At 38.0% G+C, this 20151-nt stretch carries 20 protein-coding genes and 1 riboswitch; all 20 genes read right to left on the reverse strand.

Translation table 11 applies throughout. The features are described from left to right. Positions 1–52 precede the first annotated feature (52 nt). Entirely contained in the window at positions 53–892 is an 840-nt protein-coding gene (gene yunB, locus BT1A1_RS13470; RefSeq protein WP_051989135.1) for a sporulation protein YunB, read from the reverse strand. 70 nt (positions 893–962) lie between these two features. Next, positions 963–1262 (reverse strand): YunC family protein, encoded by a 300-nt coding sequence (locus BT1A1_RS13475; protein WP_034772126.1) that lies wholly within the window; start codon positions 1260–1262, stop codon positions 963–965. A 62-nt stretch (positions 1263–1324) separates the two neighbouring features. Next, complete coding sequence (locus BT1A1_RS13480) at positions 1325–2710, reverse strand: bifunctional metallophosphatase/5'-nucleotidase (protein ID WP_034772138.1); 1386 nt, start codon at positions 2708–2710, stop codon at positions 1325–1327. 258 nt (positions 2711–2968) lie between these two features. After that, positions 2969–4138, reverse strand: coding sequence for a phosphoglycerate dehydrogenase (locus BT1A1_RS13485; RefSeq protein WP_034772140.1), 1170 nt, complete (start codon positions 4136–4138; stop codon positions 2969–2971). Between the two features lie 12 nt (positions 4139–4150). Beyond that, positions 4151–5233, reverse strand: a complete 1083-nt coding sequence (gene serC, locus BT1A1_RS13490) for a 3-phosphoserine/phosphohydroxythreonine transaminase (RefSeq protein ID WP_034772142.1) — start codon at positions 5231–5233, stop codon at positions 4151–4153. A 267-nt stretch (positions 5234–5500) separates the two neighbouring features. Beyond that, positions 5501–6898 (reverse strand): Fe-S cluster assembly protein SufB, encoded by a 1398-nt coding sequence (gene sufB, locus BT1A1_RS13495; RefSeq protein ID WP_034772145.1) that lies wholly within the window; start codon positions 6896–6898, stop codon positions 5501–5503. 59 nt (positions 6899–6957) lie between these two features. Next, complete coding sequence (gene sufU, locus BT1A1_RS13500; protein ID WP_034772147.1) at positions 6958–7398, reverse strand: Fe-S cluster assembly sulfur transfer protein SufU; 441 nt, start codon at positions 7396–7398, stop codon at positions 6958–6960. Further along, positions 7388–8617, reverse strand: a complete 1230-nt coding sequence (locus BT1A1_RS13505; protein WP_034772149.1) for a cysteine desulfurase — start codon at positions 8615–8617, stop codon at positions 7388–7390. Before BT1A1_RS13505 ends, sufU begins: the two co-directional genes overlap by 11 nt. Further along, positions 8617–9927 (reverse strand): Fe-S cluster assembly protein SufD, encoded by a 1311-nt coding sequence (gene sufD / locus BT1A1_RS13510; protein ID WP_034772151.1) that lies wholly within the window; start codon positions 9925–9927, stop codon positions 8617–8619. The genes BT1A1_RS13505 and sufD overlap by 1 nt, the downstream gene beginning before the upstream one ends. A 30-nt stretch (positions 9928–9957) precedes the next feature. Then, positions 9958–10737, reverse strand: coding sequence for a Fe-S cluster assembly ATPase SufC (sufC, locus tag BT1A1_RS13515; RefSeq protein WP_034772153.1), 780 nt, complete (start codon positions 10735–10737; stop codon positions 9958–9960). Positions 10738–11265: 528 nt separating this feature from the next. Then, positions 11266–12117, reverse strand: coding sequence for a MetQ/NlpA family ABC transporter substrate-binding protein (locus BT1A1_RS13520; RefSeq protein WP_034772155.1), 852 nt, complete (start codon positions 12115–12117; stop codon positions 11266–11268). Between the two features lie 17 nt (positions 12118–12134). Next, positions 12135–12803, reverse strand: a complete 669-nt coding sequence (locus BT1A1_RS13525; protein WP_034772165.1) for a methionine ABC transporter permease — start codon at positions 12801–12803, stop codon at positions 12135–12137. Next, a complete protein-coding gene (locus BT1A1_RS13530) occupies positions 12796–13821 on the reverse strand; it encodes a methionine ABC transporter ATP-binding protein (RefSeq protein ID WP_034772167.1) in 1026 nt (341 codons plus the stop codon). Before BT1A1_RS13530 ends, BT1A1_RS13525 begins: the two co-directional genes overlap by 8 nt. 144 nt (positions 13822–13965) lie before the next feature. Next, positions 13966–14075: riboswitch (SAM riboswitch) on the reverse strand. Positions 14076–14341: 266 nt separating this feature from the next. Continuing rightward, positions 14342–14671, reverse strand: coding sequence for an SCP2 sterol-binding domain-containing protein (locus BT1A1_RS13540; RefSeq protein ID WP_034772172.1), 330 nt, complete (start codon positions 14669–14671; stop codon positions 14342–14344). Between the two features lie 186 nt (positions 14672–14857). Beyond that, a complete protein-coding gene (locus tag BT1A1_RS13545) occupies positions 14858–15163 on the reverse strand; it encodes a thioredoxin family protein (RefSeq protein WP_034772299.1) in 306 nt (101 codons plus the stop codon). 33 nt (positions 15164–15196) lie between these two features. Then, positions 15197–15544 carry a toprim domain-containing protein gene (locus BT1A1_RS13550; protein ID WP_034772173.1) on the reverse strand — a complete coding sequence of 116 codons (348 nt, stop codon included), beginning with the start codon at positions 15542–15544 and terminating at the stop codon, positions 15197–15199. Positions 15545–15814: 270 nt separating this feature from the next. Next, the gene (gene gcvH / locus BT1A1_RS13555; RefSeq protein WP_034772176.1) at positions 15815–16201 is read right to left on the reverse strand and encodes a glycine cleavage system protein GcvH; all 387 of its coding nucleotides are present in this window, start codon (positions 16199–16201) and stop codon (positions 15815–15817) included. Between the two features lie 208 nt (positions 16202–16409). Next, positions 16410–16772, reverse strand: a complete 363-nt coding sequence (locus BT1A1_RS13560; protein ID WP_034772179.1) for an arsenate reductase family protein — start codon at positions 16770–16772, stop codon at positions 16410–16412. A 278-nt stretch (positions 16773–17050) separates the two neighbouring features. Continuing rightward, positions 17051–18835 (reverse strand): acyl-CoA dehydrogenase family protein, encoded by a 1785-nt coding sequence (locus tag BT1A1_RS13565; RefSeq protein ID WP_034772182.1) that lies wholly within the window; start codon positions 18833–18835, stop codon positions 17051–17053. Between the two features lie 83 nt (positions 18836–18918). Next, positions 18919–20094, reverse strand: a complete 1176-nt coding sequence (locus tag BT1A1_RS13570; protein ID WP_034772189.1) for an acetyl-CoA C-acetyltransferase — start codon at positions 20092–20094, stop codon at positions 18919–18921. Positions 20095–20151 lie beyond the last annotated feature (57 nt).

The raw sequence follows: 20151 nt of genomic DNA on the forward strand, positions 1-20151 counted from the left end.
AATTTCTAGTCTTTCGTTATTCGAAGTGAATAACTAAAACGGCAAGATCCCTTTATTCCTTTTTATCCTTTTTTTCCTTCTCCTCAGGCAACACAATCGAAGGTGTCAGTTGTCCGCCGCCGCTATTATAAAACTGCGGGACATCACCTTTCATTTCACCTGAAGCTAATAGTACATTTCGCTCAATCATTTTCATTTCCGATGTAAATGGAACAAGCATTTGAATGCCGACTTTAATATGGAGGCGGATTTCAAACCATGTACTATTAATTTGATGTTCTTTTGTCGTTGTCTCAATATTCGATTCAATATCACCGATGGCTTTAAATTCAACCGGAATATCAGGTCCTAAATTTGCCAATAAAATATGATCTGTAATTCTACCAAAAGGAACCTTAAATTGAATCCCACCCGCAGCACTTGGTTCAACTTCTTTAATTTCCCCATCTGTCGCAACGGCCGGCGAAAATCCATCCATATGCTCCATTGAATTAATATTTTTTAAAATTTGATTTGTGATCCGGTTTGCTGTATCTTCTATTTTTCCCATATTAAAAGAAGTTAATGTTGAATTTCCGTACGGATCTACTTTAATAATGTCATTTAAATCGAGTCCGTTATCAATTTCTTGCCTGATTGATTTATTTATAATATATGTAGCCAAATTGATTGATTGTGATTCTGCGTACGCCATAAGTGTTGGCTTTAAGGCACTGTTGACTATCCATAATCCCAGTGATGTTGATAATAGAAAAAAGACAAAGGACAGTAAAACAACATAGCGAAACGGGAGTGGTTTCGGTTTTATCGGTTTATAAGGTTTATATACTTTATATGGCCTAAATGTTCGAAAAAACAGAGAACGTCGTGGATATCGGCGAAATTTTACCAATAATAAATCCCCCCTTACAAATTATACTTATGCTTGCAAAGGGGGATTTAACGCTTATTTTTAAAATATTTTACATGAATAGTAGTGCTTCCTTCCCAATCATTCCCTTTTTAATTCCCCGGCTTTCCGCTTCCTCTGTTACAGATTCCAGTGGCGCATTTAACAATTCATCAATCGTTTTAACACCAACTGCTCTGGCGGCGATGATTTTCCGATCCTTTAAACGATTATTAAGCAAGTGAACATCTAAAGCACCACACATAATATAACCTTTCTCACTTGTGACAACCAATAATGTTGTTTTTGGCAACTTTACGACAACCGCAATAAAAGTCCGATTTTCTATTGTTAAAGGTTTGATATCAATCATTTTATTCGCCCCTTTCCATATTACATTATGAAAATAGGGACGATATGTGCAGATATAACCGGTTAGTATTCGCTCTTTACCGGATAATTACACTTTAGTTTCCATCTGAGCAGGTCTCTTAAAAATTCCGGTAAGTAATATTTTTTCTCAGCCCGGGTAATTTCCGGATAAAAGCGGGCAAATGTAAACATATCCAGCGTGGCAACCGTATAATTTTGCTCCATTTGAAGGTCTTCACCATTAATTTGGATTTTTATCGCTGATCCTTGACAGCTGATTTCAATTTGATCATAAATGATTTTCCCAAAAATACTCCCGCGAAAACCAAATCCCTTGATTTCTAAAGTTGTATATTTATCATCTACCGTTTGGACGATGACTTCTTTTAATTCAGCACCGGTTAATCGCACAGTACACGGGTTAATCGGATGCGGACAGATCCGATGAATATCATAATCGGTCACTATGCCCGGACCTAAATGATCTAACAGAACACCTGCATTGAGAAAGGAACAATCTGCCTCGCACCATTCTGTTAAAGACGCACATAACAATTGATTCAATTTTGTATGATGAAACCAGTCTGTTTCCAGTTTTTTTGGCAAATAGGCAACCGGATTAGACAGAAGTTCCTTTCCTTCTTCAATCAATCTTTGGTCAAAATTTTCTTCCTGATCTTCTTTATCCAAATTTCTTGACGGGATTAGTTCAGCCCTTTTTTTGATCGTTTTCTTTTCATGATTTAGCAATAATTCTACTTTACCTAAGTTTAAGCCAAATTTACCGGTACAACATAATAAACAACCATTAACCCATTTTCCTTCAGGCAAAATATGATGAGTATGCGCACCTAAAATGACATCGACTTGTGGAAATTGTTCGGCAATCCTTTCATCATCAGACAGACCTAAATGGGATAGTATGATTAAAACATCCACTTTTTCCCGCACAATCGGAATCCACTTTTCCAACTCTGCAAATGGATTCGTTACCACCCAGTCCAGTGGTTCATAAAAATTAGTAAAGTTAATCGTCACACCAATGACACCGATTTTCGTTTTCTGCAAGGTTTCATAAATGGTATATGGTTTCGCCCAATGTGGTCTGTTTCCTTCATTATCATATAAGTTGGCGACAATGCAATCAAATTGTGCTTCATCATAAAGGTGGAGTAAATCTTGATGTGATAAGGTAATGCCTTCATTATTGCCAATGGTAACAGCATGAAAACCAACGTCATTGAGCAGGCGAACATTCCCTTTCCCTAAAGTTGCTTCTGTAAATGGGTGGAACCGGTCTAAATGGTCACCGATATCAAATAAAAACATTGATTCATGCAACTCTTTATGGATTTTCTTTTGCTTTAATAGTTTTTGGCGGATTCTTGGCCAATATTGAAAATGACTGTGTAAGTCATTCGTATGATAAATTATAATCTTTTCATTCATCTTATGTCCCTCAATGTTTAGCAATTTTTGAGGCTGAAAGAGGCCTGCTCTTACTTAAATTCTATCATTTTAGTATGTGAATATCCACCTCGTACATGTTTAGGTAATTTGTATCATACAAAAAAAGAGAAGGGTATTTCCAATTTACCGTTCGCATTCCCTTCCCTGCCGAAAACATATCCATTAAAAGCAATGATATATTTAGATTGTTATAATCTTTGTTTTTGCACCCTGCCGAAAAACCTATCCAAATTACAATTAAATAATCCTCACTTTTATCACACCATTTATTCGGCTAATATTCACCGTTAGTTCATTCCGTACTTCGCTTGGAATACCATTATCAATATCAATCATTGTATAGGCAAATGCTCCTTTACTGCCATTAACCATATTTGCAATATTGATCGAATGATTAGCAAGATAACTCGTAATTTGACCGACCATATTCGGTATGTTTTTATGAATAATCGAAAGTCTCTTATTCCCGACATACGGCATGCTGATGTTTGGGAAATTAACAGAGTTTTGAATATTGCCGGTTTCTAAATATTCCTTAATTTGGTTGGCAGCCATATAGGCACAATTTTCTTCGGCTTCCGTTGTTGAAGCACCTAAATGCGGAAGTGCGACAACATTTTTCATTTGTAAAATTCTTTCTGTCGGAAAATCGGTTATATAGCCGGCAATTTTCCTTTCTTGAAGAGCGATCTCCAAGTCGTCTTCGTTTACTAACTCACCCCGGGAAAAATTAAAAATATGCACATGATTTTGCATGATTTCGAAAGCATTTTGGTTAAGCATCCCTTTTGTTTCTGATGTCAAAGGCACATGGATGGTAATGTAGTCACATGATTGGAAAATTTCATTGACACTTTCCGCTCTCTTTATATTTCGCGATAATTGCCAAGCTGCATTAACCGAAATGAACGGGTCATAAACCATAACCTCCATTCCTAATGCATGTGCATCATTAGCAACTAGCACGCCAACTTTTCCAACACCAATCACACCAAGTTTCTTCCCGGAAATCTCCGTTCCTACAAATTGCTTTTTCCCGTTTTCAACAAGCTTTGGAACATTTTCTCCCTCACCAATTAATGATTTCGTCCAGCTAACTGCTTCCACTAAATGCCTGGAAGTTGCTATTAAACTCATAAGTAATAATTCTTTCACCGCATTGGCATTGGCACCGGGCGTATTAAAGACCACTATCCCTTCCTCTGTCAAACGATCAACAGGAATATTATTTACACCGGCACCTGCCCGGGCAATTGCCTTGACAGATTCGGGAATCACTTCTTCATGTAAGTTATAGCTACGTAATAAAATGGCATCCGGATAATCACTTGCATTTATTTCATAGTTATCGGTAAAAACATCAAGACCTCTTTTGGCAATTGAATTATATGTGCGGATGGAATACATGCTTTCAACCCCTTAAATATGTTTTCTCTCAAATTCATTCATGAAATCGACTAACGCCTTGACACCTTCAATTGGCATCGCGTTGTAGATGCTCGCACGCATTCCCCCTACGGAACGGTGACCTTTTAGTTGATGTAATCCTTCTTGTTCAGCTTCTTTTACAAATAATTTATTCAGTTCATCGGAATCCGTCATAAACGGAATATTCATTAATGAACGGTCTTCTCTTTTCACGTTTGAATAAAATAATTTGGAATCTTCTATTGCCTTATATAGAAGATTGGCTTTTTCTTTGTTTCTTTCTTCTATGGCTGCGACTCCACCTTGTTCTTTTAACCATTCCATCAAAAGCATTGTTATATAAATTGCAAAAGTTGGTGGTGTATTATATAAGGAATTATTTTTCGTATATGTTTCATAGTTGAGCATGGTTGGAATATCTGCTTTCGCATGTCCAATCAAGTCTTCACGAATGATGACAATGGTCAACCCCGATATACCTAAATTTTTCTGAGCACCGGCATAGATTAAACCGAATTTTGACACATCCCATTGTTCTGATAATATATTCGATGATGCATCAGCTACCAAAGGAACATGACCGGTATTTGGAAATTTTGTAAACCGAGTACCCTCAATTGTGTTATTTGTTGTAATATGCACATAGTCTGTTTGTTCATTAATTTGTTGTAAATCTAGCTCCGGAATGTATGTGAAATTCTGATCATCAGAGGAAGCCAAAATTTTTGCTTCTCCGATTTTTTTCGCCTCAGAAAGGGCTTTTTTTGACCATGACCCCGTATTCACATAGTAGGCATGTCCGCCGTCCTTTAATAAATTTAACGGAACCATAGAAAATTGTAATGATGCTCCCCCTTGAATAAACAGCACCCGGTATGTTTCAGGTATTTCCATTAATTCCCTGATTAGTTCTTCTGTCCGCTCAATAATTTTTTTGAAATCAGAAGAACGATGGCTCATTTCCATTACGGACATACCCTTCTCTTGATAGGACAATAATTCTTCCTGAGCCCGTTCAAGAACTGATACCGGTAGTTGTGCAGGACCCGCTGAAAAATTGTATACTCTTCCCACGTATAATTTCTCCTTTTCTCTGACAAAAATAATAATTTGATAAAATATAGTATAACATAAAAATTGATAATACAATTATAAAACCAATAATTTATTTAATTAATATATTATCATTTTAATACGAAAAAGGATATGGGAAATAAAGAATTTTTTGCGTTTTCCTGTTGACCCTAGCGAATTGACGGGAGGCACTGGTGAATCGCAAAAAAAGCATCCGGCCAAGTAAAACAATACTTAGTCGAATGCTTCTTTCATTTATAAATCCAATTACCCAATACTGCCTTCCATTTCAAACTTGATCAATCGATTCATTTCAACGGCATATTCCATTGGCAGTTCTTTGGTAAATGGTTCAATAAAGCCCATAACAATCATTTCTGTCGCTTCTTCTTCAGATATTCCTCTACTCATCAAGTAGAATAATTGTTCTTCAGACACTTTCGACACTTTTGCTTCGTGTTCCAAAGAGATGTTATCGTTTAAGATTTCGTTGTATGGAATCGTATCAGAAGTTGATTGATTATCCATAATAATTGTGTCACATTCAATATTTGCTTTGGCACCATCTGCTTTACGGCCGAAGTGCACTTGACCACGATAGGTTACATTTCCACCGAGTCTTGAAATGGATTTTGAAACAATCGTGGAAGAAGTATTTGGTGCTAAATGATACATTTTTGCCCCGGCATCTTGGCGTTGACCCTTACTTGCAAATGCAATGGAAAGTGTCATGCCTCGTGCACCTTCACCTTTTAATAACACGGAAGGATACTTCATAGTCAACTTCGAACCGATATTGCCGTCAATCCATTCCATTGTTGCCCGTTCTTCACAAACTGCCCGTTTTGTTACTAAGTTATAAACGTTATTTGCCCAGTTTTGAATCGTTGTATAACGGCAATATGCGTCTTTTTTAATAATAATTTCTACAACGGCACTATGAAGCGAGTTTGTTGTGTAAACAGGTGCTGTACATCCTTCTACGTAATGGACGGAAGCCCCTTCATCAACAATGATTAACGTACGTTCAAATTGACCCATGTTTTCCGAATTAATCCGGAAGTAGGCTTGCAGCGGTGTATCTACTTTTACACCTGGTGGAACATAAATAAACGAACCTCCCGACCAAACGGCAGAGTTTAAAGCTGCAAATTTGTTATCTGTATAAGGGACGACTGTTCCGAAATATTTACGGAAAATATCTTCGTTTTCTCTTAATGCTGAATCGGTATCTTTGAAGATAATTCCCATTTTCTCCAAATCTTCCTTCATATTATGGTACACAACTTCAGACTCATATTGGGCGGACACCCCCGCTAAATATTTTTGTTCTGCCTCAGGGATACCCAATTTATCAAAGGTCCGCTTGATTTCTTCCGGTACTTCATCCCAAGTACGACCTTGTTTTTCGGACGGTTTGACATAGTAAGTAATTTCATCAAAATTCAATTCGGATAAATCTCCACCCCATTGTGGCATTGGTCTTGCATAAAAATGTTCCAATGCTTTCAATCGGAACTCAAGCATCCATTCCGGCTCATTTTTCATTTTTGAAATCTCTTCAACGACTTTCCGTGTCAATCCTCGTTCTGTTCGGAAAACAGAAACGTCTTTATCGCGGAATCCATATTTGTAATCGCCAATCTCAGGCGCTTTTTTTGCCATTCTTCCTTCCTCCATTCGTCCGATAATTTCGTTGTGCTTCCTACGAAAATTTTTGCCTGTTATTCATTAGTCGAAAGTAATCCTTTTTCCATTGCTTTCCAGGCAAGTGTCGCACATTTAATTCGTGCCGGAAATTTGGAAACACCATGTAATGCTTCGATATCACCTAAATCCAACTGTTCATCATCATAGTCTTTTCCTTGGACCATTAATGAAAAAATACGGGATAATTTAAGGGCGGTATTGATATCTTTTCCTTTTATAAGCTGAGTCATCATTGAGGCAGAAGCCATGGAGATGGAACAACCTTCTCCTTCAAATTTTACATCTTCAATAATGCCGTCCTTTTCTTTCATTGTTAAGCGAATACGATCACCACATGTCGGATTATTCATGTCAATCGTTACATTTCCATCCGGTAAAACCCCTTTATTCCGAGGCTTTTTATAGTGATCCATAATCACACGGCGGTATAACGCGTCTAATTGTTCAAAAGACATCACTGAAAAACTCCTTTGCTTTGACGAGCCCCATAGCCAACCGATCCACATCTTCTTTTGTATTATATAAATAAAAGCTTGCCCGTGCAGTCGCCGTTACATTCAACCATTTCATTAACGGTTGAGCACAATGATGTCCCGCCCGAACGGCAATTCCTTCTGTATCAAGGACTGTCGCAACATCATGGGGATGAACACCATCAATGTTAAATGTTACAACTCCGGCACGTTTACTTATTTCTTTTGGACCATAAATCGTCAACCCGTTGATTTCGGATAATTTATCGATCGCATATTCGGCAAGTTGATGTTCGTGGTTTTGAATCTCATTCATTCCAATGGACTCTAAGTAATCAATTGCTGCCCCCAGACCAATCGCACCGGCAATAGTCGGGGTGCCGCCTTCAAATTTCCACGGTAATTCCTTCCATGTTGAATCATACAATTCAACAAAATCAATCATTTCTCCGCCGAACTCGACCGGTTCCATTTGTTCCAATAAATGTTCTTTTCCATATAATACACCGATTCCCGTCGGACCGCACATTTTATGCCCGGAAAAAGCATAAAAATCACAATCCAAATCTTGGACATCTACTTTTAAATGAGGTGTACTTTGGGCACCATCCACGACAACAACGGCTCCTTTACTATGGGCAATTTCAACAATTTCCTTAATCGGATTTATTGTACCCAAAACATTGGAGACATAAGTAATGGCGACGATTTTTGTCTTTTCCGAAATGGTATGACGAACCTCTTCTAGAGAAAGCGTACCATCTTCTTGAAGCGGAAAATATTTTAGCGTAGCTCCCGTCTTTTTGGCCACTTGCTGCCAAGGGATGAGATTGCTGTGATGTTCCATATAAGTGAGCACAATTTCATCACCTTCTTTCACAATTTCCCGTCCGAAACTAGTTGCCACAAGGTTGATGGATGTTGTCGTACCTCTCGTAAAGATGACTTCCTTCGTTGACTTCGCATTTATGAAATTTTTTACCTTTTCCCGTGCACCTTCGTAAGCATCCGTCGCTTTTGTTCCAAGTGTATGAACCCCTCTGTGAACATTGGAATTATATTCACGATAGTATTGATTTAATGTTTCAATCACCGATAACGGCTTCTGCGAAGTAGCCGCACTGTCCAGATAGACAAGGGGATGATTATTGACATTTTGGTGCAAAATCGGAAAATCTTTACGAATTCGTTCGATATCCATCATTTTACTTTCCTTTCAATAACTTCTGTTAACTGTTTTTTTACCCCTTCAACCGGCAATTGGTTGACAACAGGTGCCAAGAAGCCGTATATAATCAATCGTTCTGCTTCGGCTTTCGAAATACCACGGCTCATTAAATAATAAAGTTGAGTCGGATCAACCCTGCCTACCGAAGCAGCATGACCTGCCATAACATCATCTTCATCAATTAACAAAATCGGATTTGCGTCTCCGCGTGCTTTATCACTTAGCATAAGGACACGTGTCTCTTGTTCGGCGTTGGATTTTGAAGCGCCATGTTCAATTTTGCCAATTCCATTAAACACTGTGGTGGCATTATCTTTAACCACACCATGTTTTAAAATGAATCCTTCCGTACCTTTTCCATGATGGATAACTCTTGTTGTAAAGTTTTGAATTTGTTTCCCACGACCAACAACAACTGTTTTTGTGTCAGCAAAGGAACCGTCACCATGTAAATTGGTCGTATTATCAGAAATCGTATTCCCGTCATTCATTAATCCTAAAGCCCATTCGATTCGAGCATCCCGCCAAGCATAACCGCGTCGGTTGACATAGGTGGTGACTCCTTTTGCCAACGTATCAACTGCACCAAATTTTACATTGGCATTATCCTGTGCAATCACTTCTGTAATGATATTGGCAATGCCCTCCAATTCATCATTTAATGAAAAATAATTTTCCACATAGGTTACTGCACTATTTTTATCCGCAACAATTAACACATGGTTAATCAGTGGGGCATCCGCATTATCATGGACAAAAATGGTTTGGATCGGCTCATTGATTTGAACGTTTTGCGGAATATAAAGAAATGCTCCGCCGTTTACTAAAGCCGTATGGAAAGCAGTTAACCGATTTTCGTCAACTTTCACAGCATTCGTCATAAAATATTTCTGAACAAGATCTCCATGTTCCTTAACTGCCGTTAATAGATCAGTAAAAATAACCCCTTTTTGTTTCAATTCGTCCGATAAAGAAACAAAACCGGCCGTTTGGTTATGTTGAACATAAAGATTTTTTACACCACCTTCAACATTAATCAACGACTTCACTTGTTCAGGAAGATCATCGACATTAGTATAGACAGAGCTTGCCTGAGCGTGTTGTTGAAAGTGAGTAAAATTCCATTTATCGATTTTTGTCCGGTCCGGATTAGGCAACGGTAATACGTCAATTTTTTCCAATGCAGCGAGACGTAAATTTTTAAACCAATCAGGCTCGTTATTTTGTACAGAAAATGATTCAATCAGGGCTTGATCGAATGGATATTGTACTTGTGTAGTCATGTTTATCCTCCTAACTATGGCAATTCTTTATTATCCGACTTCTATTTCGTCCTCGATACCAAGCTCTTTTTTAATCCAGTCATAACCTTCTGCTTCCAGACGTTGAGCTAATTCAGGGCCGCCTGATTTAACAATTCTTCCTTGTATCATCACATGCACGAAGTCAGGAGTAATATAGTTCAGCAAACGTTGGTAGTGTGTAATAATTAAGCAACTAAAGTCATTGCTGCGCATCGCATTAATCCCTTTTGATACAACTTTTAGCGCGTCAATATCAAGACCGGAGTCGATTTCATCCAAGATGGCAATACTTGGTTCAAGCATCATTAATTGAAGAATTTCGTTACGCTTTTTCTCCCCGCCTGAAAACCCTTCATTTAAATAACGTTGAGCCATATTTAAATCCATTTCTAAATACTCCATTGATTTATCTAGTTTTTTTATAAATTGCATTAACGGAATTTCATTACCTTCTTCGCGTTTTGCATTAATCGCTGAACGTAAAAAGTCTGCATTTGTCACCCCGCTAATTTCACTTGGGTATTGCATTGCTAAGAATAAGCCTGCTTTTGCTCGTTCATCGACTTCCATTTCAAGAACATCTTTTCCATCCATTGTAACAGTACCGCTTGTAATTTCATATTTAGGATGGCCCATAATGGCTGAAGCTAACGTTGATTTACCTGCACCGTTCGGCCCCATGACCGCATGAAATTCACCGGGTTTTATTTCTAAATCAAGTCCTTTGATAATCTCTTTATCTTCAATTGCTACATGTAAATCTTTAATGACTAATGTTGATCCTGCCATTTTGCTAACCTCCATTTATATATAAGATGTTATTCTCAATTTATTATCATTCTAATTTTATAGCAAATTCAAATTAGAATCAACTGATTGAGTACTTATTGTATATATAAATTTATTATATACCTTTTTACAGATAATGAGAATCAATTGGGATAAATGATAAGGGGATTTTCGTGGGGATTTATTAAGAAAAGCGCAGAGCGCCCGCTTAGCGACGTACAAACTGGAGCGCCCCGCAATGAGATAAAGGAAACACGGCGAGGGACGAGCCGATGTTGACTTATCGTAGTGGAGGGGAGTGAAGTTTGCTAGTCGCTGGCGCCCGGAGCTAGACAATAAAACTGATCCCGAGTTATTTACCTGTATTTTTATACTTTCTTATACTATAAGAAAGGACCGGAAAACATTCCGACCCTCTCATTTTACACCCAATATTTTCAATTTACAAACGATGAACCAATTGCTCACTTTACATTTAGTTTCTGTCCAAATTATTTGTACTTATTCAAAAGTTTATTTGATTCCTTTTTATTCCCCGTCGACCGGAACGACTGAACCGCCCCATTTATCAAGTATGAATTGTTGAATTTCATCAGAGTGCAATACATCTACCAAAGCTTTAATTTCTTCTCTGTTTTCATCGCCTTTTCTTACTGCAATGACATTTACATAAGGAGATTCACTGTCTTCAATTGCAATACTGTCTTTAACCGGATTTAATCCAGCATCAAGCGCATAGTTGGAATTGATAACGACCAGATCACCTTCACCGTTATTATAAATTGTCGGTAGCATATCCGGTGCATAGTCATATTCGAATTTCAAGTTTTTCGGATTGCTCGCAATATCATCAAGGGTTGCTTCCGATTTATTAATTCCATCCTTTAATTTAATTAATCCTTTTGCTTCAAACAATGTAAGGATACGACCATGATCAGGAACATTGCTGCTCATTATGACAGTAGCCCCATCTTTAACCTCATCTAATGATTTATATTTTTTGGAATAGATTCCAATTGGTTCAATATGAATCCCGCCTGCATTGACGAAATCATAGTTAAATTCTTTATTTTGTGCTTCTAAGTAAGGAATATGTTGGAAAAAGTTTGCATCCAGATCTTTATCTTTTAATGCCGGATTAATTAATTCATACTTACTGAATGTTTTAATTTTCAAATCAATCCCTTGTTTAGCTAAAATCGGCTTTGCTTTTTCCAAAATTACTGCATGTGGTTCATTCGTTGCACCAATGACTAATGTTTTTGTATCCTTTCCACTGTCTCCGTCACTTTCACCCGCTGTTTTGTCGTCCTTCCCTCCGCAAGCTGCCAGAGTGAAAACAAGAATTGTACTGAACAATAATGTAAGTAATTTTTTCATTTTGGTTTCCCCCTCATTCATCTTTTATCAATTTTTTTTGTTATTATATCTCCAATAAATTGGATGATAAATACGATAATTAAGATTAATAGTGTTGCAAATAAAGTTACATCATTTTGATTACGAGAAAATCCATCTAAATAGGCATAATCACCTAAGCCGCCAGCTCCGATGACACCGGCTATCGCAGTGTAACCGACTAACGCAATCGCTGTAACTGTAATTCCGGAGATAATCGCAGGCATTGATTCCGGAAGCAATACTTTAAAAATAATGGTACTTGTCTTGGCCCCCATCGCTTTTGCAGCTTCAATGACTCCTTTATCAATTTCCCTTAAGCCAATTTCAACCATTCTTGCATAAAATGGTGCGGAACCAATGATTAAAGCCGGTAATGCCGCTTCCATACCGATCATGGTGCCTACTAATACCCTCGTGAACGGAATAAGTAAAACAATCAATATAACAAACGGAATGGACCGAAAGATGTTGACAACTGCTGAGATGATCCAATTAATGAATTTATTTTGCCATAAATTTCCTTCTGATGTTAAAAACAGTAATAATCCTAAAATAATACCGATAATGAAAATCCAAACAAGAGAGATCCCGGTCATATATAAAGTTTCAACCGTCTTTTCCCAGGCTTTTTCCCAATCAACATTCGGGAAGAGTGTTTCAATCATTTTGTACCACCTCCACCCCGACTTGATTTTTGTTTAGGAAGTCGATTGCCGCCTCAATATCACTTGGATTTCCTTCAATATGGATAAATAAAGTTCCATAGGCACCGTTTCGTGTTTGTGATACTTTTCCTTGCAAAATATTAACAGTAACCGGCAGCTCTCTTATTAATCGTGTAATTATCGCTTGTTCAGCTACATCACCGATAAACGATAATTTTGCAATTTTCCCGTCCGGATATTTCTCTAATAAATGGTCAATTGTCTCTTTCGTTTCTTCCGGTTCTGTCACCTGACCAATAAAGCGTTTTGTAATTTCTTCTTTTGGATGTCGGAATATATCAAGAACAGGTGCAATTTCAACAATTTTTCCACTGTCCATGACGGCCACACGATGACAGATTTTTCGAATGACATGCATTTCATGGGTAATTAAAATAATCGTTAAACCTAATTTCCTGTTAATATCCACAAGCAGATCAAGAATTGCGTCCGTCGTTTGCGGGTCAAGTGCTGATGTTGCTTCATCACATAATAATACTTTTGGATTATTAGCGAGTGCCCGGGCAATGCCGACCCTTTGTTTTTGACCGCCGCTTAGTTGGGATGGGTAAGCATCTTCTCTACCCTCTAAGCCGACAAGTTTAATTAAATTCTCTACCCGTTTTTCCCTTAAAGCCTTTGGAACACCTGCAATTTCCAGTGGGAATGATATATTACCGCGTACCGTTCTCGACCAGAGAAGATTGAAATGTTGGAAAATCATACCAATTTCTCGACGGGCCAAGCGTAATTCTTTCCCGCGAATATTTGTAATATCTTTATCGGCAATGGTGAGTGAACCTTCCGTAGGTGTTTCCAGTCCATTGAACATACGGATCAATGTGCTTTTCCCGGCACCGCTATAACCGATGATTCCAAAGATTTCTCCCTCATCTATCGTAAAATTCACATGATTTACAGCCGTTAATGGCCCGGATTTGGTTGTGAAAACTTTCGTGATATTTTGTACATTGATCATTTCACACCCTCCTTCAGTCTAAACTTCTCCTTTTTGTAGGAAATGATCAAAATGTGAGACGAATTATTTTATTTCTTGTTTAAAAATAAAAGCCTTCCTACACTGATAAGTAGAAAGGCACGCGAATATAATCGAATGTCCTTTCTCTTATCTCTCAAAGTCTTTAAACTTTGTGTGAATTGGCACCATTTCAATAAAAAATTGACGGTTGCCGGGCTTCATCGGGCACATCCCTCCACCTCTCTTGATAAGAGTTAGACGCTAGTATTTATTTTATTTAATATAAAATTCATATTATCATTAAAAAATAGTTGAGTCAATAAAGATTTTTTTATATACTAATGAAAAATTTCCAACTAAATTTTTTCGGTAACCCCAAAACTCGGTAATTGCGGTGTTCATTTTTTTGAAACACGGGCTTTTTCGACTATATCCACCAATTAGGATATATTTATCCAAGAACCGCACCCGCTCTAGCCGGTTATCCACCAAATAGATTCCCCCGAACCCGATCGATTCCTTATCCTTCTACCCGTTGGAGCCAGAAAAATGATTCAAGCAAAAGCATTGTTCGGTAATTACATTCAATTTGAACATGACGTAACTTTATTGCTTCTTGCAGCCGTATTTTTCCATCAAGGATAGATTGAATCATCTTTTCCTCTCCTGACAACTCACAATCTATTTCACCATTATATTCCTTTATGAATTCAACCTTGTCTTTAGAAAAAATGAGATAACAAGCGTCTTTTCGGTTCCGAATCAGAACAGTGACCGGCTCGTTCGGAACTAAAATTCGAACAACCGGTTGATGATTGATCCTCTTTAGAAAATTATCGACAGCCACCATACTGAGATACCCCCGAGCAATATTGAGCCGAGTACCGTTTTGTAGCAATGTTACGTTCATAATCAGGCTCTATTTATATTAATTCTCTATATGTTAAAATTCTCCTTTTTTAAAAAAAATAAAATAGCCGCCCTTTCAAAAGGTTATTTTGTCAATTTCACATAAACCTTTTAGGACAGCATCGGATTAAAGTTTTTTTAATTTTTCATATAAGTAAGGAACATCTTGAAAGGCATAAATTTTTTCTTTCACTTGATGTTCATTGAAGAGGACTAAACAGGGAACACTTTCGATAAAAAATGTCTCCGCAATTTCCGGTAAATAATTTATATCGGCTTTCCCAATCGGTAAGTCCGGCAATAATTTCGTGATCACTTCTAACATTTTTCCTGCTACTTGACAAGTACCACATAAAGGGGTGTATAAGTAAAAGGCACCTTTCTTCCCGCTCTTTAAATATTGGTAAAATGTTTCACCAGTCCATTGTTCCATTTGATTCATCCCTTATTTCCATATGGCTTAAGATTACAATAAATATTTTGAATGTACTTGTATATTTGCTTGTAAAAGAACAGTCGCAACATGATTTTCCGGGGCTGAAGCAACTTCCCGATAGGTACGATCAATGTATATATGTTTTGCTTCCGGAAATTCACGTTTGAATTGTTTTCTCAATTTGTCTCCTGAGTCATCAGCATCAAAAAGCACAAATACTTCTTTATCATATAACATATCAATTAGTTCATCCAATTTGCTCAGCCCAATCGTTCCATTTGTACAGATGATTTCTACAGATTCATTTATTACCTCTTGTACTTTTTTCTTATCCGATTTTCCCTCTACAATTATAACTTTCTCAACAGCTTCCTCCATTTTCGATCACCTATCCAACATGATACAAAGAAACAACAAGATAGACAACTAATATGTTCCTTTTTATATTACTATGCAACTTTGAAAAATTATTGAAGGAATAGGGAAAAAAGGAAGAACACATTAGCTTGACTCCCCCTATTTTCCTTTATCTGTATGCGAAACATATAAAAGGAACGAATCAGATTGTACATGAAATTCCAATTTTCCCCTGACAAAATTAAAAAAAGGACATCTAAACTCAGATGCCCTCCAAAATATGTATCTCATTTATTTTGCTTCATTAATCATTTGATCGTATTCGTCGGCGTTCATTAATGTTTCTAATTCAGAAAGGTCTTTCGGTTCAATGACAACCATCCAAGCTTGTTCATATGGAGATTCGTTAACTAATTCCGGACTGTCGGTTAATTGTTCATTAACTTCAACAATTGTCCCGCTGATCGGTGCATACAATTCAGAAACTGTTTTTACCGATTCCACACTTCCAAATGGCTCATTCACCTGTAATTTTTTTCCAACTTCAGGAAGTTCCACGAAAACAATATCGCCGAGTTCTGATTGAGCAAAATCACTGATACCGACCCGGACTTTATCCCCTTCTACTTTTACCCACTCATGCTCCTTGGAAAAACGAAAATCTTTTGCTGTTCCCATGCTAATCCCTCCAAAAATGATGTATAGAACAAATTTATCATACAAAAGCGATTGTTAAAAGTACAAGTAAACGACTATTTATTTACCCGTTCTTTTTGGAACTTGTTATCACTTATTGCGAATTAACTCGTACAATAAACGACTATTTATCTTAAGATTCTTATTAAAACTTGTTCACGCACACATCGCGAATTAACGCGAACAATAACTATTTATTTAACCATTCCTTTTCGAACTCTTCTTCTTTAAAACCGACAGTCACTTTCTCACCATTTGTTACAATCGGCCTTTTTAAAAGCATGCCATCAGAAGCTAAAAGATCAAGTAGCTCCCCTTCTTCTAAAGTTTTTACTTTATCTTTTAGGCCCAATTCACGATATTTTTGACCACTCGTATTAAAAAGTCTTTTCAATTCCAACCCGCTTTTTTTATATAATTGCTCAATTTCATCACGATTGGGGGGATTTTCCACAATATGGACAGCATTATAGGAAACCCCGTGTGCATCTAACCAGTTTTTGGCTTTACGACATGTCCCGCAGTTCGGATACCAATAAAATGTTATCGACATTTTAACACCACCTTATCATTTACAATCCTTCTTTTTCTATTATAGCACGTAGCGTTAGTTTGAAAAGAATCAGCCTTTTACCGATTCGTAAATCTCCTGTTTAGGAAAAATAGTTTGTGTAATAGTAGCCGGAAAGAAAAAACAGTTCATGTGAGTGGATCCTTTCAAGTAAATCTTGCAAAAATAGTTACAAGACCTGACCTTTGAATCCGTCCCACCATGAACTGTTTTACATGTAAGAGAATGAATTTTGTTAATTATGATTGTTTAATATCACATTATACAATATATTTTTCTGCTTCAATTAATTTATCTGCAGCTTCCCGTTTTTTCGGAATCACATTAATTGGTGTGTAACGGGTTAATTTGCGTAATGAAGATAATAACATCCGCTGAGTATCACCGCCGGATACAGCAATTAATGTTTCTTTTGCATCCGCTTCGATTCGGTTGAAGGCGGCTTGAGCAAAAATTTCTGTATAAAGCAGTTTTTGTTTGCTCTTTTCTAAACCGTCACGGGCAATCGCCTTTTCTGTGCGTAATACTGCAGATTCCATCGCATAGGTAAAGGAAACGATATCAGCAATATTTACAAGGATTTCTTGCTCCTCTTCCAGTTTTTCTCCAAATTTTTGAACTGCAAGACCGGCTGCCATTAATGCGATTTTCTTTGCGTTACGGACTAAATATTTTTGCAATGCTAATGGTTCATCACCCGGTTCTTCCGGCATCAGCATCATAAGTTCTTCTTGTAAGCTTTGTGCTTTTTCAAATAAAGGCAGTTCACCTTTCATTGCTTTTTTCACATAGGTGCCCGGGACGAGTAAACGGTTAATTTCATTGGTTCCTTCAAAAATACGATTGATTCGAGAATCACGGTAAGCCCGTTCGATTTCATATTCTTGCATGAATCCGTAACCGCCATGGATTTGTACCCCTTCGTCAACAACATGGTCCAATACCTCTGTGGAGAAGAATTTATTTAAGGAGCACTCAATGGCATATTCCGCAATGGAAGCGGCAATTGCTTTTCCGTCTCTTGCTTCTTCTTCACTAAAACTGCCCATTCTTTCATCAAATAGGCCGACTGTGCGATAAACAGAACTTTCTGCGGCATAAATTTCAGAAGCTAATGTCGCTAATTTTTCTTTGGTTAAGTTGAAGCTGGCAATTGTACGGTTAAATTGTTTCCGTTCTTTGGCATACTTTACTGTTAGTTCAAATGCAGATTTGGAACCGCCGACTGCCCCAACACCTAATTTATAGCGGCCAATATTCAAAATATTAAAGGCAATCACGTGACCGCGGCCAACTTCACCTAAAACATTTTCAACAGGGACCGGAACATCTTCTAAAATTAATGTACGAGTGGACGAACTCTTAATTCCCATCTTCTTTTCTTCTGCACCGGTAGATACGCCCGGGAATGTGCGTTCAACAATAAATGCAGTGAATTTTTCACCGTCGACTTTAGCATAAACGACAAATACATCAGCGAAGCCGGCATTGGTAATCCATTGTTTTTCACCGTTTAAAATATAGTGGGTACCTGCTTCATTTAATTTTGCCGTTGTTTTTGCACCTAATGCGTCCGATCCGGATCCGGGTTCTGTCAATGCATAAGCGGCAAGCAGTTCCCCGGATGCAAGTTTCGGTAAATATTTTTGTTTTTGTTCTTCATTACCGAATAGAACAATCGGCAATGATCCGATTCCGACATGGGCTCCGTGAGAAATCGAGAAACCACCGGCACGAGACATTTTTTCAGCAATCAGCGCAGAAGTAATTTTATCTAAACCAAGACCACCGTATTCTTCCGGTACGTCTGTCCCAAGTAAACCAAGTTCCCCGGCATGCTTTAACAGTTTCACAGAGTTTTCGAACTCATGATTTTCCAATTTTTCTACGACAGGCATGACTTCATTTGCAACATAGTCTTCTGTTGTTTTTGCAATCATTAAATGTTCTTCTGTAAAATCTTCCGGTGTAAATACTTGATCCGGACCGATTTCTTCAATTATAAAACTACCACCTTTTACAATTTCATCAACAGATTTTGCCATGAAAAATTCCTCCCTAAAAGTTATATTTAGTTGAAAAGAATATGAAAGGAGCAACTCTCATATTCTTATTGTTTCCAATTTCCTTACAGCAGTTCAAACACACCTGCTGCACCCATTCCGCCTCCGATACACATTGTAACGACACCAAATTGAACATCTCTTCTTCGCATTTCATGGATAAGAGAAAGCGTTAATTTTGCACCGGTGCAACCAAGTGGATGACCTAAAGCGATTGCTCCGCCATTGACATTGACAATCTCTTCATCTAAGCCTAATTCCCGAATCACTTGAATCGATTGAGAAGCAAAGGCCTCATTTAACTCAATTAATCCGATATCAGACAATTCTAACCCGGCCAGTTTCAGTGCCTTTGGAACTGCGACGACAGGACCAATTCCCATAATTTCCGGCGGCACACCTCCCACTGCAAAAGAACGGAATTTGGCAAGCGGCTTTAACCCTTCTGCCTCTGCTTTTTCCCGATCCATTAAGAGAACCGCTGCCGCACCGTCACTTGTTTGTGAAGCATTACCGGCCGTAACCGTACCTTTGACATTGAAAGCCGGGCGTAATTTCGCCAAAACTTCCAAGGTGGTATCCGGTCTAACACCTTCATCAGTCGTAAATTGAACAGTTTTTTCAACGAGTTTATTGTTTTCATCGACGGAGCGGAAAGTGACATCAACAGGGACAATTTCCTCATTGAATTTCCCTTCTGCAATCGCTTTTGCCGCTCTTTGATGGCTTCTCACGGCAAAAGCATCTTGTTCTTCCCGAGTAATGCCGTATTTTTCCGCAACTTGCTCAGCTGTATGACCCATGCCCATATAATATTCCGGTGCCGTTTCAGCTAATTTTGCATTCGGGCGAACCACATGTCCCATCATTGGCACCATGCTCATGGATTCAGCACCACCGGCTAAGACAGCTTCTGCCCCACCAAGCATGATTTTTTCCGCGCCATAGGCAATTGCTTGCAATCCCGATGAACAATAGCGATTAATGGTAATTGCCGGTACTGTATATGGGAGACCTGCCAATGCACCAATATTTCTTGCCATATTTAATCCTTGTTCGGCTTCCGGCATTGCACAGCCGATAATTAAATCATCAATCGGGCCTTCATAATGGTTTGCTCTTTTTAATGTTTCTTTTACAACCAGTGCACCTAAGTCATCCGGTCGCGTATGACGAAGTGTTCCTTTTTTTGCCCTTCCCACAGGTGTCCGCGCACCGGCGACAATTACTGCTTCTCTCACATCGTTTCCCCCTTTGTACTCGAATAAAAAAGTATAGTAATTGGATTAAACCTTTGA

It is taken from the genome of Caldibacillus thermoamylovorans, assembly GCF_000751775.1.
In the GTDB taxonomy this organism is placed as follows: domain Bacteria; phylum Bacillota; class Bacilli; order Bacillales; family Caldibacillaceae; genus Caldifermentibacillus; species Caldifermentibacillus hisashii.

Bases quoted from the DNA above. Each gene is read 5' to 3' on its own strand.
- BT1A1_RS13545 (WP_034772299.1), bottom strand. From the start codon at position 15,163: ATGGAACAATGGACTGGTGAAACATTTTACCAATATTTAAAGAGCGGG.
- BT1A1_RS13480 (WP_034772138.1), bottom strand. From the start codon at position 2,710: ATGAATGAAAAGATTATAATTTATCATACGAATGACTTACACAGTCAT.
- BT1A1_RS13560 (WP_034772179.1), bottom strand. From the start codon at position 16,772: ATGTCGATAACATTTTATTGGTATCCGAACTGCGGGACATGTCGTAAA.
- BT1A1_RS13540 (WP_034772172.1), bottom strand. From the start codon at position 14,671: ATGGTGGCTGTCGATAATTTTCTAAAGAGGATCAATCATCAACCGGTT.
- sufU (WP_034772147.1), bottom strand. From the start codon at position 7,398: ATGTCTTTTGAACAATTAGACGCGTTATACCGCCGTGTGATTATGGAT.
- BT1A1_RS13530 (WP_034772167.1), bottom strand. From the start codon at position 13,821: ATGATCAATGTACAAAATATCACGAAAGTTTTCACAACCAAATCCGGG.
- sufB (WP_034772145.1), bottom strand. From the start codon at position 6,898: ATGGCAAAAAAAGCGCCTGAGATTGGCGATTACAAATATGGATTCCGC.
- BT1A1_RS13485 (WP_034772140.1), bottom strand. From the start codon at position 4,138: ATGTATTCCATCCGCACATATAATTCAATTGCCAAAAGAGGTCTTGAT.
- sufD (WP_034772151.1), bottom strand. From the start codon at position 9,927: ATGACTACACAAGTACAATATCCATTCGATCAAGCCCTGATTGAATCA.
- BT1A1_RS13525 (WP_034772165.1), bottom strand. From the start codon at position 12,803: ATGATTGAAACACTCTTCCCGAATGTTGATTGGGAAAAAGCCTGGGAA.
- BT1A1_RS13550 (WP_034772173.1), bottom strand. From the start codon at position 15,544: ATGGAGGAAGCTGTTGAGAAAGTTATAATTGTAGAGGGAAAATCGGAT.
- BT1A1_RS13520 (WP_034772155.1), bottom strand. From the start codon at position 12,117: ATGAAAAAATTACTTACATTATTGTTCAGTACAATTCTTGTTTTCACT.
- BT1A1_RS13565 (WP_034772182.1), bottom strand. From the start codon at position 18,835: ATGGCAAAATCTGTTGATGAAATTGTAAAAGGTGGTAGTTTTATAATT.
- gcvH (WP_034772176.1), bottom strand. From the start codon at position 16,201: ATGGGAACAGCAAAAGATTTTCGTTTTTCCAAGGAGCATGAGTGGGTA.
- BT1A1_RS13475 (WP_034772126.1), bottom strand. From the start codon at position 1,262: ATGATTGATATCAAACCTTTAACAATAGAAAATCGGACTTTTATTGCG.
- BT1A1_RS13505 (WP_034772149.1), bottom strand. From the start codon at position 8,617: ATGGATATCGAACGAATTCGTAAAGATTTTCCGATTTTGCACCAAAAT.
- sufC (WP_034772153.1), bottom strand. From the start codon at position 10,737: ATGGCAGGATCAACATTAGTCATTAAAGATTTACATGTAGCAATTGAA.